8 protein-coding genes are annotated in these 16,335 nt (G+C 46.4%); 2 read left to right on the forward strand and 6 right to left on the reverse strand.

What is annotated here, in order from left to right; all coding sequences use genetic code 11:
* Window positions 1-26: 26 nt before the first annotated feature.
* Window positions 27-926, reverse strand: coding sequence for an AraC family transcriptional regulator (locus tag MHB84_RS02265; protein WP_076289394.1), 900 nt, complete (start codon window positions 924-926; stop codon window positions 27-29).
* A 209-nt stretch (window positions 927-1,135) separates the two neighbouring features.
* Between MHB84_RS02265 and MHB84_RS02270 the strand changes: the two genes are divergently transcribed.
* On the forward strand, window positions 1,136-3,574 hold the full coding sequence (locus tag MHB84_RS02270; RefSeq protein WP_076289393.1) for a glycosyl hydrolase family 95 catalytic domain-containing protein: 2,439 nt from the start codon (window positions 1,136-1,138) through the stop codon (window positions 3,572-3,574).
* Window positions 3,575-3,655: 81 nt separating this feature from the next.
* Here the strand turns inward: MHB84_RS02270 and MHB84_RS02275 are convergent, their stop codons facing one another.
* The 3 genes from MHB84_RS02275 to MHB84_RS02285 form a co-directional block, all read right to left on the reverse strand.
* Window positions 3,656-5,260: an extracellular solute-binding protein gene (locus tag MHB84_RS02275; protein WP_076289392.1), complete on the reverse strand. Its 1,605-nt coding sequence runs from the start codon at window positions 5,258-5,260 to the stop codon at window positions 3,656-3,658.
* A gap of 132 nt (window positions 5,261-5,392) precedes the next feature.
* The gene (locus MHB84_RS02280; protein WP_076289391.1) at window positions 5,393-6,283 is read right to left on the reverse strand and encodes a carbohydrate ABC transporter permease; all 891 of its coding nucleotides are present in this window, start codon (window positions 6,281-6,283) and stop codon (window positions 5,393-5,395) included.
* Between the two features lie 28 nt (window positions 6,284-6,311).
* On the reverse strand, window positions 6,312-7,268 hold the full coding sequence (locus MHB84_RS02285; RefSeq protein WP_076289390.1) for an ABC transporter permease: 957 nt from the start codon (window positions 7,266-7,268) through the stop codon (window positions 6,312-6,314).
* A gap of 222 nt (window positions 7,269-7,490) precedes the next feature.
* Here MHB84_RS02285 and MHB84_RS02290 point away from each other — a divergent pair, with 222 nt between their 5' ends.
* Entirely contained in the window at window positions 7,491-9,248 is a 1,758-nt protein-coding gene (locus tag MHB84_RS02290) for a cache domain-containing sensor histidine kinase (protein ID WP_175381596.1), read from the forward strand.
* 68 nt (window positions 9,249-9,316) lie between these two features.
* On the opposite strand, the gene MHB84_RS02295 is transcribed toward MHB84_RS02290, so the two are convergent.
* On the reverse strand, window positions 9,317-11,437 hold the full coding sequence (locus MHB84_RS02295) for an alpha-galactosidase (protein ID WP_083678908.1): 2,121 nt from the start codon (window positions 11,435-11,437) through the stop codon (window positions 9,317-9,319).
* Between the two features lie 167 nt (window positions 11,438-11,604).
* Window positions 11,605-16,164, reverse strand: a complete 4,560-nt coding sequence (locus tag MHB84_RS02300; RefSeq protein WP_076289388.1) for an S-layer homology domain-containing protein — start codon at window positions 16,162-16,164, stop codon at window positions 11,605-11,607.
* Window positions 16,165-16,335 lie beyond the last annotated feature (171 nt).

Raw genomic sequence — 16,335 nt, forward strand, 5'->3', positions numbered from 1 at the left:
GGAATATGTAGACAAAAAAAGCCTGTTCATTCCAATGAAGCGCTTGAGGCCCTAGTGTTGGACTGACTTAATAAGCGATATTGGCGCGGAGCCTGACCTGTCAGTTGATGAAAGAGGCGGGAGAAATAATGAACAGACTTAAAGTGATATTTTTCTGCAATTTGAGTGATACTTAATGTGGTGTGAAGCAAATCGTACTTCGCTCGTCCAATACGAAAGTGATTCATATATTTACTGGGAGAGTATCCTGTAGACTTCCTGAACAGCTCAAAAAAATGTCCACGGCTCATATTGAGGCTTTTGTAATAGCTATCCAGTTGCTTGGGCGCTCCGTGAAGTAAGTCCTGCTCCATACTTTTAAGCATTTGAGATATCCGGCGATCAGGGATTACATAGTCATTCCCCATGCAACAGTTCAGAAAATAGTCGATAAACGTCTGGAAATTACGCTGAATCATCAAGCTCCACATAAAAGTCTGCTCATTGGTGTATGCCCCGCTTTTATAAAAATCCTCAAAAAGATCCTGCCAAATCTGCAGAGATTCCACCTTTGATATTTCTTTAAGCGCATACGGAAAAGTCGGGCCCACATAAGCTTGCTGTAACACATTTGGTGGATAACAGACCGGACAAGCCGTATCAAATACATCTTCTCTCTCCACATAATGCCAATCAAAATAACAACACAGGTGAACCATAGGGTTATCCAAATCAGCCACCCATTCATGCAGTTGACCTGCTGGAATATAGATCAGTGAACCGGGACCAAGTCTGCTGCTCTTTCCATTTGTACTTAATACCCCATACCCTTCGCTGATCAAGTAAATGGAGCTGGTATAACAAATTCGCGGAGAACTCGACTGACCCTTCGCAAAAGGGTACCGGGTTGCCAAATATACATAGGGATGCAAGGAAGCAAAATTCATTGGAAGTTTCCTTTCCGACTCCGTTTTTCTCGATGTTAACCTTTCATCTCCTTCACCGAAAGGTACAATTGGACACTAGAGGTACATATCATCGTGCGCCAATTGATCTGACGATCGTGCAAATCATGGACGTCTTGCTAAATACAGCAATCTGCTGTTCAGATACAGTAATAACTGTACATCGCATGACTTCATGAGGAGGACGACTTGTGCAGAAGAATGATAAGCAGCCGAAGAGAAGATACGAGATCAACAAGAACAGAGGCTATGAACGTGCAAAACAACATCCCATTTCCTTCATTGGTCCTGCACCGAATTTTTTTGAAGGCGCACTACTGGGCAATGGAGGACTGGGTATTGTCGTAACAACCCGCCCTGACGCTGTGATGCTCCATTTTGGACACAACAATGTATGGGATATTCGTCTCGCCGAAGAACACCGTGAAGAGCTCATGACTTTCCAAGAGGTATATGACAGATTCGCTGCACTGCCAGCAGATTTGCCGCAATTAACGGATCATCCGTGGTACAAACAATATTGTGAGATGGCTGGCCAAAATTACAGCAAAGCTTATCCCAAGCCCATGCCCTGCGGGTCACTGCTGCTCCGGTATGATCGGCGAAAGGCCGAAGTCATCGGCCATACCATGGATATTGCCAATGGCCTTTGCACAATTGATTTCCTGATCGATGGTGAACCTGCTGTATTCGAACTCTTTGTAGAAGGAGAGCACGACCGGGTCTGGATGAAGGTAAGTGATACCGCGACGGGTGATCTGATCCCCTTATTCGAGGAGATCAAGCTGATTCCTGACCCTGAAACACCGCCTGAATTTCCTCAAGCCGCAGTCGTTACCAGCGAAATTACGGGTAAACAGTCATTTACGCAAATTTTGCCGTACGTGGAGCATCCCGCTGTGCCCTATATCACACATGAAAAAGATAGAGCTTTCCGGCTCGCTGTTCGCTCGTCTGGATTATCTGCAATGAAAGAATATGCTTTGCATCATCAGAAGCCCGCAGTCAACGGCTTCCCTCTGGGAGAACCTGTACATGGCTTTTTGGCTTGCGCAGAGCTCTGGGAGGGCCTTTATAGCGAACTGAATAATGAGGCCCACCCGCCAGAACTATCTTTTTTTAGTCAAGCTAAGGAAGAATCCAATGCCATGTGGCGTGATTATTGGAGCCGCTCCTCCGTCGCACTGGAAGATGAATTTCTGGAGCGTATCTGGTACCACAATCTGTACTTTTTTAATTGTGCCGTGAAAGAGGGCGTTACCTGTCCAGGTCTATTTGCCAACTGGAGCTATCGTACCATCGGTGCAGACTGGCATGGGGATTACCACATGAATTACAACACACAGCAGCCATTCTGGCTCGCATTCTCCAGCAATCATCTCGACAAACATCTTCCCTACGTGGATATGGTTGATCATGTACTTCCCGTCAGCCGAGCGTGGGCACGTGATTATTACGGACTGAGCGGAGCTTATTTCCCCCACTCGGCCTATCCTGTTGAAATGTCCATGATGCCCTACCCTGTCCCGCACTGGGGATGGGAAATCTGTGAGACGCCTTGGACCGTACAAAGTCTATGGTGGCACTATCTATATTCCATGGACGAGACGTTCCTGCGTGATCGTGCATTTCAACCCATGAAAGAAGCCGTGCTGTTTATGGTCGATTACTTGAATCGCCCCGAATCACAGGGTGAACGCTGGGGAGATCGTAATTATCACATTTTTCCGACGGTGGTGCCGGAGCTATATGAGATTTCACCTGGCTTTGCCAAAAACAAAGACTGCCTGATTGACCTTACACTAACGCGATTTCTGTTCAATGCGTACACCCAGGCTTGCGATGTCCTTGATAGGATGGAATCCGAGCACGATCTGCTAGAGAAAGTAAAAGAGATTTTGAGCCATTTTCCTTCTTATCCGAAAGCCGAATCCCGCAACGGTTCAGTCTTTGTGTCGGTGGAGGGTGAGGATCCTGATGTGGTGTATAACGTCCCCATTCCTATTACGACCGTATTTCCAGGTGAAGAGCACGGACTTCATTCGCCAGAGGAGGAATACCAGACCGCGGTGAACTCCTACCTTAATCACCGCAACGAAGGCGGGAATGAACTGGTATTCTATCATCTTGCCGGAGCCCGGCTTGGCGTGTTGGATTTGGAACGCTTCAAGCGTCAAATCCAGTATTGTCTGCTACCAAACGGCACTTGCACAGATCGGGTCCTCATGAGCGGTGGTCGCTATGCTGACACGGAGAACTTCGATTTCATGTCCCGGATGGGTATCTGGTTCGAAAATTTCTCCCTGCCTGCCGTGATCAATGAATGCCTTCTTCAAAGTTATAATGGAAACCTGCGCTTCTTCCCCAACTGGCCGAGCGAACAGAAGGCGGAGTTCCATACTCTCCGTGCTGTGGGAGGCTTCCTTGTCAGTGCAGCTTTTGTGGATGGGGAGACGGATTGGATCGAGATTGAGAGCGAAGCTGGTGCTTGTCTAACCTTCTATATCCCTTGGGCAGAAGGGGCATTATGCACAGTTTCTTCTGGTGAGCAATATATACTGTCTGGTCAGGTTGGCAAGATCACCACAGTAGCAGGGGATTTCATCTCCATTGTTAAAGCAACGGTTTAGCTCATCTTGTGGAATGTGTCCATAAATAAGAAGCGTCCCGGACTATCCCGGGACGCTTCTTATTTATAAATTGCTTTTCAATTACTTGGAAGACCACAGTTCCATACGCTGAGCATATTTCTCGTTAATGATATCCTCCACTTTCTCATCGCCAGCCTTCTTCATATCCTCCAGCATTTTGTCAAATACGGAGTTGGCTTCAGCTTCACTTGGAGCAATAATGGCTCTCGTAATGCTCTGATCCATAATATCCTTCACCTTCTGGGCCGTCAGTGCTTGAGGTGTCCCCCCATCCGGATTCAGGTTATCATACTGTGCTGTATCCCATACGGAATCACCAAGACTCTTGAGGGCCAGTTCATCCACTTCACTGCGTTGGAATTTAACGGCCATGTCATACGGCTGTCCATTTGGATCCAGACCATTTTTGACAAACCATAACCATTTACGAACGCCACTTTTCTTCACTGTATCATCCCAGTTATCCTTGAAACTCTGCAGGAATGCAGGGTCTGGTTGGCGCTTGCCATCCACCATGGTGTATTGTTCGCCTTCCTTGCCCCACAGCAGCAAATGCTGTCCTTCATCACTCGCCAGATAATTAAACAGTTTGATCGTTTCTTCCGGGTGCTTGTTATTTTTGGTAATGGCGATTGCATCCCATCCAAGCGAGCTTCTTGGGCCAAATGTGGTTTGGGCCGGATCTACACCTGGAGCAACAACCTTGTATGCGAACAACTGATTCTTTTCCCCGCCATCCTTCTTCAGGGCCGCATTGCCGTTACCTGGGTCCCAATATGCTCCTGGGGTAGCGAATACCGCGCCGGTCGTCAGCTTTTGAATCCATGTCTGCGTTTTGCTAATGGCAAATTCCTTCTCAATCAGACCTTCTCTATATAACCGATTCATATATAACAGCATTTCACGATATTTAGGGTCCTTAACATCATATTGCAGACGTCCGTTGTTGTCATAATACGTTTTTAAGCCCCACATGCCTTTGAATGTTCCCAGATTCGCGCCCATGTTTTCACCGTTCATCGTCATGGGAATAGACTCTTTGCCATCAATCGTATTGTATTTTTCTTTGAAATTTTTCAGGAGTGCTTCAAACTCGTCCGTGGTGAGGGGCTGTGAACCATCTGCTTTGTCTGGAAGGAACTCTTCCAACAGACTCTGTCTCATCAGCATACCGAAGACCGGATCACTGTCGAGTCCATACCAGTTTGCCAGATAGTAGTTTTTGCCGTCTGTATAACGTGTTTTGGTCAATGTTTCGCCATACATTTCTTTCAGATCCGAACCATACTTTTCAATTAACTCATCCAGTGGAATGAATGCGCCGCTTGAAATATATTTATCGAGGGAAGCATCTCCCCGGCTCATGACCACCACATCCGGATAGTCACCACTGGCAAGCATCAGGCTCAGTTTTTCCGTTGGATTACCCGTTGGCTGTTGTATGGAAATCTCTATGCCTGTCTTTTTGGTAATTTCCTGGGCAACCGCATCGGTAAAAGGCTCTCCTTTGGTATTACCATCAAACCAGGACAGCGTAATCGGCCCTTGTTCCCCATCTTTTCCCGCTGTGTTGTTCTCCGCATCACTGGAGGAGCAGCCCGCAAGCAAACCAACGACTAATGTAGCCGTAATCCCCATGGTCATCCATTTTTTTGTCTTTGTCATTGACACCCTAATTCCTCCCAATGAATAAATTCCTGTAGTGATTGATTGAGCATTTTCAAAACGATCTTTGCCCACCCCCTTTCAGGAGAGGCCACCGGACAAGCCTTTCCTGCAACCGGATTATGGAATAGATTAACTCTTCACCGCTCCCAAAGTCATGCCTTTAACAAAGTATTTTTGCAGGAACGGATACACCATAACGATTGGTAAGGTGGCTACCATCGTAGCAGCCATTCGAATGGTATCGCTGGAAACTGCATTTCGTTTGGCCGAGTTGGCCAGCATTTGCGTTTGTGAGATCATGCCGCCAGTCTGAAATTGATTCAATATTTTGACAAGCACGGCTTGTAAGGTCTTCAGGTCCGAGCTGTAGGTAAATGCATAGGAATCAAACCAGGCATTCCAATGCCCAATTGCTTGAAAAAGCCCCACTGTTGCAAGTACAGGTGTTGTCAGCGGCATCACAATCCGGAAGAAAATGGTCAGATCGTTAGCGCCATCCACCCTCGCCGATTCTTCAATCTCATGGGGAAGCTGCTCCATAAAGGTACGGACAATGATCATATAGAAAACATTCATCAAACTTGGTAAAATGAACACCGAAAATGTATCGATCATGTTCAGTGCCTTAAGCACCATGTAGAACGGAATGAGCCCACCACTGAAATACATGGTAAAGATAAAGTACAGGTTCCAGCCTTTGCGACCAACCAGATTCCGCCGACTTAGCGGATACGCAAGCATCGTAATGACGAGAACCGATAGCGGTGCGCCAATCAGCGTTCGTTTGACGGTTACCCACAGCCCGTTTAAAATCTCGCTATCTTTCAAAATCTGCTGATAGCTGTCCAAGGTCAAGTCCCTGGGCCACAAGTAAACGCCGCCCCTTACCGTATCCTCCGCGCTGTTCAATGAAAGAACGAGTATATTCCAAAACGGAAGAAATGTAACCAGTAATACGAGAATTAGAATGAAATACACAATAATTTTGAAAATACGATCCCCGAATCTGTTCAGAATCATCACAAGCGCTCCCCTCTGTCTTTTATAGTTAGAACAACGCCTGGTCGTTCACTTTTCTGGAAATCCGGTTCACGATGAGAACAAGAATAAAGGCAACAACGGATTTGAACATCCCCACGGCAGCCCCGTAAGAGAACATGCTGTTCTGTAGTCCGTATTTGTAGGCATAAATATCGATAACTTCGGAGTATTCAAGTACGGTATTATTTTGCAGCAGGTATTGCTGTTCAAATCCTGCATTCAAAATGCCTCCGACCGCAAGAATAGCCAATATAACAATTGTAGGGCGCATGGATGGCAGCGTAATATGCCACATTTGCTTAAATCGGCTGGCTCCGTCCACCCTGGCCGCTTCGTAGAGTTCAGGATTTATGGAAGCGATTGCGGCGAGATACATAATGGCACTGAAACCCATCTCTTTCCACATATTCGATAATGCGATTATCCACCAGAATAGAGGCCCGTTCTGCAAAAATGCAACTGGTTCTTTGACAATACCCAGCAAAACCAGAATATTGTTAAGCATTCCATCCGAAGCCAGCAGCGTAATTACAATGTTGGCCGCAATAACCCACGAGATAAAATGCGGCAGATAAGAAACCGTCTGTACAAAACGCTTGAAAAATCCCTGTCTCGCTTCATTCAACACAAGCGCGAGAATGATCGGAGCAGGAAATCCGAAGAACAGCGTCAGCAAGCTTGTCGCAAGCGTATTACGCATAACCCGATAGAAGTCCCCTGTAGTAAAGAAATACTCAAACCACTGGAAACCTACAAATTCGGCATGGAAGAACTGGTAAAAAAATGATCCCCCACCCGGCTGATAATTCGTAAACGCCATATATAGTCCAAACATCGGACCATAGGAAAATAGCAATGTCGCAATGAAGGCAGGAAGCATAAGCACGAATAACCATTTTTGCTCTTTTAGTCTGCTTATCAGATTATTGCTCCTGACTGTTTTGATAGCGCTTACCTTATGCATTAAATACCCTCCCTTTTTCTATACAGCAGCATGGCCAGCCATATCTTGATCAACTTCTCTCCTATTTATCATAAATTTGACGCAGATCGCTTGCCATAGTCGAATTCTCCGAAAGATACCGCTTTTTAAAGATGTTTTTGTGCAAAGAGAGGATTGGATTTCCATAATCACTCTGCTATGATGAACTGTGCAACGAATAATCAGTCAAGAGAGGGCTACCTAATGCGCCAATTCTATCGAAAATACATATACATGCCTTTTGTTAACCTGACCTTTCGTTCCAAACTATTTATGGTGTTTGTACTCGTCACCATCATTCCGATGATGTTATTGGTTTATTTTTCCTATGAACTTACCAAAACAAAACTTACTGAGCAGATCTACATCAACATGACGAACTCAACAGCTCAGATCACTAAAAATCTGGAAAATAAACTGGATAGCTACGAACATATTTCCGCCTCCATTTATTTGGATAATCGTCTTGCCAATTACCTTACGAACGAGTATCAGGATGATCCATCCTATTTGGACGTCTATAACTACATTGGCAATCGAATCGACACCGTGATGGCTGCCTACCCTGATTTTGATAGCGCATTCATTTATTCAGACAATCCATCGCTGCCCAAAGACAATTATTATATCAGGCCGATTACACCCGAAGTTCAGAACACGGAACTGTTCCACAAATTGAAACAATCTTATGGGAACATTATTCATCTCTCATCGCCGCAGACCGAGAATGGTCCCGCCATGTTTACGCTTGCCCGGCTGCTGAACAACAATAGTAATCAGTATCCCTACGGGATGCTGGTCTTTCAAATTTCCGAGTCTGTCATCTACTCTCTCATGGAAAAAGAAGCAGGTGGCAAAGATATTTTTATTATCAATGATAAGGGCATTATTCTATCTTCAGCGGACAAGCAGTTAATCAACACAAGCCTGCCCGAATTGCTTCATCAGAATTTTGACGAGACACCTTCAGGTAGATTTGATACAACGTATCAAGGTGTGAAGGCTCTAGCGGTTTATAACACGCTCAAAAACGGCTGGAAAACGGTATCCATCTTCCCTTACGACAGTATTATTAAAGATGCTAAATCTCTCTCTCAGCTTATTATCAAAATTTCACTGGGCTTCATCGGCGTGGCGCTGTTGCTCATTTATATTACCGCATCGCTGTTCAGCAAACGCATCAGGACGTTAATACGGATGATTCGGCGCATTGAACGAGGGGATTTCAACCCTACCCATGAGGAACAAATGGGCAGTGATGAGATAGGACAGCTTCACTTTGCATTCGAACAGATGACAACCCGGCTGAAAAGTCTGGTTACGGAGGTCTACCAGAAGGAGCTACAGAGCAAGGAAGCCGAGCTTGACCTGCTTCAAGCTCAGATCAATCCTCACTTTCTGTATAACACACTCGGCTCGATCTCCTCTCTGGCCGTAAAACATCAGGATCCCCAGATTCAGGATATGGTCCTTCACCTGGCCAAGTTTTATCGGATATCCCTGAATAAAGGAAAGAGCATCCTGACTATCAATGAGGAATTGAAATTGACGCAGAGCTATAATGCCATTCAGCTTATTCGATTTAAAGGCAAGCTGAATATCATCTACACGATAGATCAATCGATCCTTCCCTACTCGACCGTAAAGCTTGCGTTACAGCCTTTTGTGGAGAATGCAGTCATTCACGCTCTTTGGAATCAGGATCGGCCCCTAAATATCCATATCAAGGGCGTCATCGAGAACAATAGTATCATCTTATCTGTTATAGACGATGGAATGGGCATGCGGCGTGAGACGCTTCAGTCTTTGTTTGAAGAGAAAGAAGGACGAGGCTACGGCATTTCAAATGTGGATCGGAGAATTAAGCTGAAATTCGGTGAATATTACGGTGTTAAAGTGTACAGCAAACTAGGCATGGGAACCACGGTCCAAATTCGTCTGCCACAAAAAGAGATCCAATAAAAAAGGAGTGCAATGCAGCCACTATTGGCTTGCAAAGCACTCCTTTTAATCCATTCTACAGCATCCTTTTATACCTGCTCACGGATACGGTATACCAGACTGTCGAAATCGCCACGTAGAGGCAGCTCCACCCCGATGTTCATCAGCGCACGGCCACTGACCGATAATCCCAGTTCTTCAATGAGATAGGTCTTGTCAGCCTGAAGACCCGCCAAACGCAGTCTAGGCAACGGTTCACCCAGCTTCTGCGAGTGAAGAAAAGCGAACAGAACATGTTCACTTGCGGTAGCATCGCTGTACTGGACAGCCGTAACCCCCTTATCGCGAAGCGCAGTCAGGCGGAATTGTCTGCCGAATTGTACGAGGTGGCGAATGGCTTTGTACTGTCCGATGAATTCCCCGGACTGTTCGATCCATTCATCACTCCACTCGTTCAGATTGGAGCCAATACCAAGCGTGCCCATCATTGCACTGTGGAAACGATACTTCAGGGAGACGTTTCGACCGTTCATTCCTGTAGGTGACTCGGTTACCCAACAGGTCATCATACGTGGTGCATACGTATAGGAGAAGCCTTCCTGAATGCTCAGACGGTCGAACGCATCCGTATTGTCACTCGGCCAGGATTGGTCGGCATAACGGAAGATACCCAGATCAATCCGCGAGCCACCTCCTGCGCAAGTCTCAAATTCCACATCCGGGAACTTGGCTCTCAGCTGTGCCCATATATCATAGAGACTCTGGACATGCCTTACCCATACTTCCTTCTGACGGTTAATGGGGTGACCCTTCATGCCAGGCTCCGTGATGGTCCGGTTCATATCCCATTTAATGAACTTAATCTCATGGTTGCCAAGCAGTTCGGTCATAAAATTGATAATGTATTGCTTAACCTCCGGCTTGGAAATATTCAGCAGCAACTGATTGCGAAGCTCCGTACGTCCCCGAGTCTCAAAATGATATACCCAGTCTGGATGTTCTCTATAGAGATCACTATCCGGGTTGACCGACTCCGGCTCTACCCATATGCCGAATTCCATCCCAAGTCCGTGAACCTGATCAATCAGCTCAACAAGTCCGTTCGGGAACTTCTCTTTATTCACGTTCCAGTCGCCTAACCCCGCACGGTCGGAATGCCGCTGCCCAAACCAGCCGTCATCCACGACAAATAGTTCCACACCCATCTTGGCTGCCCGCTCGGCAAGCGCCATTTGGTCCTGTGCGTTCACATCGAAGTAGGTAGCTTCCCAGGAGTTGTACAGCACTTTCCCGATTTCACTGCGAGGCAGTATGTAATTGTATTGATATTGATGCAAGCGGTGGCTCATTCCGCCAAAGCCTTCTGGGCTGAATCCGCCGACAAAGACAGGCGTCTCAAACGTTTCGCCCGCACCCAGCAACCATTCATTGTCAAAATCATTGATGCCACCTGTTACCCGTACATGCGTGAATGGGGTCTTCTCCGCAACAATCTTCCAGTTGCCGCTCCAGGCCAGAGCACCAAACCATACCCCACCGCCGCTTTCTGTCGAAAGACCATCATCAATCGCAAACCATGGGTTGGCATGACCATCCGTGAAACCTCTCCGCGATTCAAGTACCTTCTTTCCCTCTGTCAAAATGGTATTGCGCAGTTGGAATTCACCCGACCATTTCCCCGTAACATGAGTTAGGCGGTAATCCTGGAGATATGGCAAAGTCCAGGCTGCGGATTGCATGCTTTCCAGCACGATATCCTCTTGTCCCTTATTTACGATATTGGCATAACGCTCCACCAGGTCGAATTCCGGGATGACCCGATATATCAGCTGCGTTTCAAGTGCATATACCTGATCCTTCAACGTAATAATCAACGTCTGTCTGCCATCTTGTTCAATGATCTCGTGACGGTCATACTTTACATGAAGATCGCGGACACCATCAGACATACGCAGCTTCAGAGATGGCTCTGTATAAGATGCACCTCCCCAGAAGCTGTACTCCTCCACCTCTCCTTCCACTTCCGCGTCAAAAGAGCTGTGGGATTGTAGATGGAGCAACGGAGCGCTGTCCTCGATGTCCACGGGGTTACCCCAATACAGATGCTGGAGGTGTTCCCTCTCATTAATTCCGAAAATGTAGGACGAATTTTGCGTCTGTATTGCAAATATACGTAGTTGTTCATTATATTGAATCGTCAAGTTTATCATCCTTTCGAGTTCCTGTTACCCTCGTGCTGTGTGTTGTGAACATACATATTATTGTAGGAAGCAGGAGTTAAATTAGCCATATCGCATTCTTACAATCCATAGGGGAAATCATCTGTCATTCTAAGTTATGAAAATAAGGCTGCGATGCAATTCGCAGCCTTATAAACTTACTTCAAAATCAGGTTATAGATGACCTGAGCCGCCTCTGCACGGGAAGCAATCCCTTTAGGCACAAACTGCCCCTGTCTTTGGCCTTGAACCAGTCCTAGTTGGGCTGCATCCTTTACCGAAGCAGTTGCCCATGAAGAAACCTGAGCCATATCGGTAAATAAGATATCTGAAGAACCAACAGGCACTTTCCCATCATTCAGTTTATATGCCTTCATCAGCATCACCGTAATTTCTTCCCGGGTAATCTGTGCGTCTGGCTGGAAACTGGCTGCGCTTCGGCCGTTGACAATACCTGCTTGGTTCGCAATCGAGATGGGTTCCGCGTACCAGGCATCTGTCGCTACATCTGTAAATTGTACTTTTCCCGCTACGGTCAGTCCCAGAGAATGAACGAGCATGGCGGTGAATTCAGCGCGAGTGACTGCACGTCCTGGCTCAAATTGATCTTCGTTTGTGCCTTCAACATACCCCTTTGCTGCTAACTCCTTGATTACAGAGCTGGCCCAATGATTGGCCGGAACATCGGCAAACGTCCGATTCAGTTCCAGAACGGCATACTTGCTGAAGTGGCTCACTTTAGTCGTTAAAACGCCATTCACGTAATCCGATTTGAGAAATTCCAATTTCCCATTTTCGTTAATATAATATATTCCTCCCTGTGAAGGATCGAAGCCTTCAGCCGCTGCCAGACTCAGCGTAACCGGATGATCAAACGCAGAGAGTGTTTCGGTTGCACCAGATTTAGTTGTTACCGAAAGGCTGAATTCATAGATTTCACCCTTAAGGGAAACCGTTGCCCGGGAAGATGATTCCACTGCAGCAACGACCTCCTTGCCCTTGCTGCCAAGCGGAACCATTTTCAAAGAAATCGTACTATCTTCCTGTTGCCCCGCGGGTAGCTTGCTCAACAGCTGCTGGAACAAACTCGCAGGTACTTGCAGGGTTAACTTACCTGATTTAACTTCCAGTACATGGTCGCCGAGCTGACGTAAAACAGCAGATGACAATTGTAGCTCTGGAGTACCAGCCTTGATGTCCACAACGGCTTTCCCTGCCCCATTGTCCACTTTCAGCATATCGGCCGTGATGACCAGTTTTGCTGTATCGTTCTCCTGAGCCGTGCTGTTGCCGGAGTTCCCGCTAGTATTATTGGTATTGCCATTGTCGCCAGGGTTACCTGGGTTACCTGGATTTTCCGGATTGACTGGTTTTTCGGTCAATTTAACCAACTTCGATTCAGCCGGTCCAAGCGAGATGGACCATGAACCGGTGGCTGACGAAGATTCACCTGTCCACAAATCTTGTAACGTGTAGGATTTGGATTCATTCAATCCGGCACGACCCAAGTTAATTGTTTTGTTCGCTGAACTATTGCCGCTGTAATTAAATACAGCGAGGTAATAATCATTGCCGTCTTTCAGAACAAACGTATCTGTAGCATTTGCATTCGTATTCCCTTCAAGCGGCTTGAATGCTTTTCCTTTCAGCGCTACCTGAAGAACATCCGTATTATTGTACAATGCTGTCATGTATTCCTGTGCCTTGGGATCGTTCACATCATCAGAATCCATCATCACCGTGCCGGCAATCACACCGGAATTCACCCGGCTGCGGGCTTCCTCCAGGCTTGAAGCACTGCTTAATGCCAAATGATCTGGGTCTGTATAAGAATAGATCGTTCCATTTTGCCAGAAACCATATGTCAATGAATTGAGCATATACTCCGTCTCATTGATTTTGCCATAGGTGTCACAAGAGATCCGTCTGCTATGCGCATACTGACTTGGAAAAATCGGTGCAATGGACGCACTAATAAACATTTTTCCATCCAATCGCTCTTCAACATAACGCATCCCTTCATTATATGCCTGGATTCCTGTCGTCACGGTAGTGTCATAGTGTTGGCCTTCCAGTGAGCCATGGGTCAGGAAATCCAGTTTAATGAATGTGAATCCAAGTGATTTAAACTTATCTAGAAAATAATCCATACGCATTTGACTCCCCGGATGTGTCACATCCAGTGCATATGCTCCATCCAGTGTAGGCAGAGGTTTCCCTTCAGCATCCTTAAGCACAATATCACCATACGTATATTGCCCGTTGGTACCATCTACTTTTTGGCTCATATCGTTGCCCCAATACACAAATGGTCCCCAATAGATGCCTGCATGCTGACCATTGTCCTTAATTACAGATACGGCTTGGGCAAGCTCTGCATCACTTAGATTATCCCAGTAGGAATCCATATTAATGAATACATTGCCGTTATTGTTGAACTTCTTAAGATTGTTCTTGAAATAATTGGACACATCCACTACGTTCTGATACGAAAGCCCGCTATCATAAGCTCCCCAGCTATTCCAACCTACTGGAACACCTTGTGGCAGCTCCGGATTCAACGCCAGCGGAGGTGTAATAATTGCATTGGCTTTACCGTATTCTTCAAGTCCTGTACGGTAGTCACTGAAACCACCTACCATAATCAGTGGTGAGGACAGTTCAGTACCAGTCAGGCTGCCATGTGGCTGGGTATCACGAGTAACGTCACTCGCTGCACCACCATACACAGCAAATTCATTCAGACGATTAGCTGAGCCTTTCCAGTCAATACCGGTCTTCCAGGTATCATGGGTTACTGAACCGATCACGAGACCGTTACGTGTTAAGTTATTGAATACCGTTGTCATTTCGTAACTGGTATCCGCCCGGTTCATCGTTTGAGATTTATAGCGAATCCAGGCGTCATTGTCAAAAGGTACTGTAAGCACGCGATTATCCGAGCTGACGCCGATATCCACACCACTCGTATTTTTCACAGTAATTGGTGACATGTAATTACTTTGGATCTCTGTATCACTGAAGGCATCCAGACGGTTGAGGAAATACGATTTATCTTCATAAAACCGATAGACCTGCTTCAGGGTTGGTTTGCCAGTTGACGTATGAACAAAGTTCAACTCAATGCCTTTGCCGAATCCATCCTGAATCTCCACAGGTGTTCCACCGCTCGCATGACTCTCATAACCTTTGGTTTCCACAAGACTCTCACCAAGTTTAATGCTGCTGAAAATACCCCGCATCTTCTGCCCTTCTGCCCAGCTATAGCCGACGAATCCAGTCTGGGTATTATAAGACACTTCGTATTGTCCGTTCGATACCAGAAGGCCATACGTGTAATCAGTCACCGTGATATCCCCGTATCGTTGAGAGTCACCCGGTGTTCCCAGATCGTCATCTCCTTCACCTGGATTTTCGGGTTCTGTCTCTATCGCAGGCTCTACGATAATCCGGTCCAGATCGGGAGAATAGCCATTGTTGTCTGAAAAGGTAATCGTATTCTCGCCTTCAGTTAATGGGAGTGTAAGATCATACGTACCTACCGTATCCCAGTCCGGGGTTTTGGGCAGGTCGTGGAACTGCTCTTCCCCATCATTCGCATGGACATAGAAACTCCGCGGATCACCGGAAAAATAATCTACCTTAACGCGGTAATCACCTGTCATGGGGGCTATAATTTTATTGAACGTCAAGGAGCTCCCGCCATTCAGATAGCCGACCTTTTTGCCGCCGGAAGCATTCGGGCTCTCTGTTACGCGTGCTTCACCAGTCAGTGTATTGCCCGAATCTTCGGCTTCATAGCTAAGCGTATACGGGATCACTTCAATTCGGTCAAAATCGGGGGAGTACCAATCATGATCCGAGAACGTGATGGTATTAACTCCCTTATGGAGGGAAGCTTCCGCATCATACGTGCCTACCGTATTCCAGCTTGCCGTTTTGGGCAGATCAATCATCTCATCCGTGCCATTGTTCACCTGCATATAGACAGGTCGCTGGTCACCAGAAATATAAGATATCCGGATCAAATATGTACCATCTGCCGGTACGTTTACATTCGTAAATTGCAGTGAACTGTTTTTGTTCATATCCGTTACTTTTTTTCCGCCTGAACTGATACTGCTGTCCACCACCTTGGCATTGCCTTTCAAAATATTGTCGGCTGCTTCTGCCTCAATGATTGCACCATGCAGATTTTTCTTCCAGTCGTCTCCGCCACCTTCTCCCGGCATGTCACTGTCCAAACCGCGGATCACAATCTTGTCGATGTCGGGAGAATACCAGTTGTTGTCATCAATCAGGATTGTGTTGGTACCCGCGTTCAACGGAAGAGTCACATCATACGTTCCCACCGTATCCCAGTCGACTGTCTTGGGTGGTTCTTCAAATTGCTTTTCCCCGCCATTCACACTAATATTGAACGGCCGCGAATCACCTGAAATGTAGTAAACGGAAATCTTATAATTTCCTGCCTCACTTACAGTAACATTGTTAAATTGCAAGGAACTGCCTTGGTACATGCCTCCGACCTTTTTGCCGCCTGAAGCCGTCGGGCTATCGGAGATTTTCGCGTTACCAAGCAAAATATTCCCCTCGGCCTCGGCTTCATAGGTATTCATATCATCGGCGTGAGCTGTTCGGACAAACTGGCCCCCGCCAATTACCAAGCAAAAAATGATAAAGAACACAAATCCTTTTTTCATCATCCGTCCCAACATAACATGCCTCCATTTTCTTATGATTGAGTTAGGTCTCCATATGCCTATCCTGCGGTGGTTCACAGCCTTTATCTGTAATCGCTTTCATAAAGATCTGTTAAATCCCCTCTCTCCTCCTTCCTTTCCTATATGCCTAATTGTAAAAAGGAGGAGGGGGATGTTCCATACCAC

Source organism: Paenibacillus sp. FSL F4-0087, from assembly GCF_038020215.1.
Lineage (GTDB): Bacteria > Bacillota > Bacilli > Paenibacillales > Paenibacillaceae > Paenibacillus > Paenibacillus taichungensis.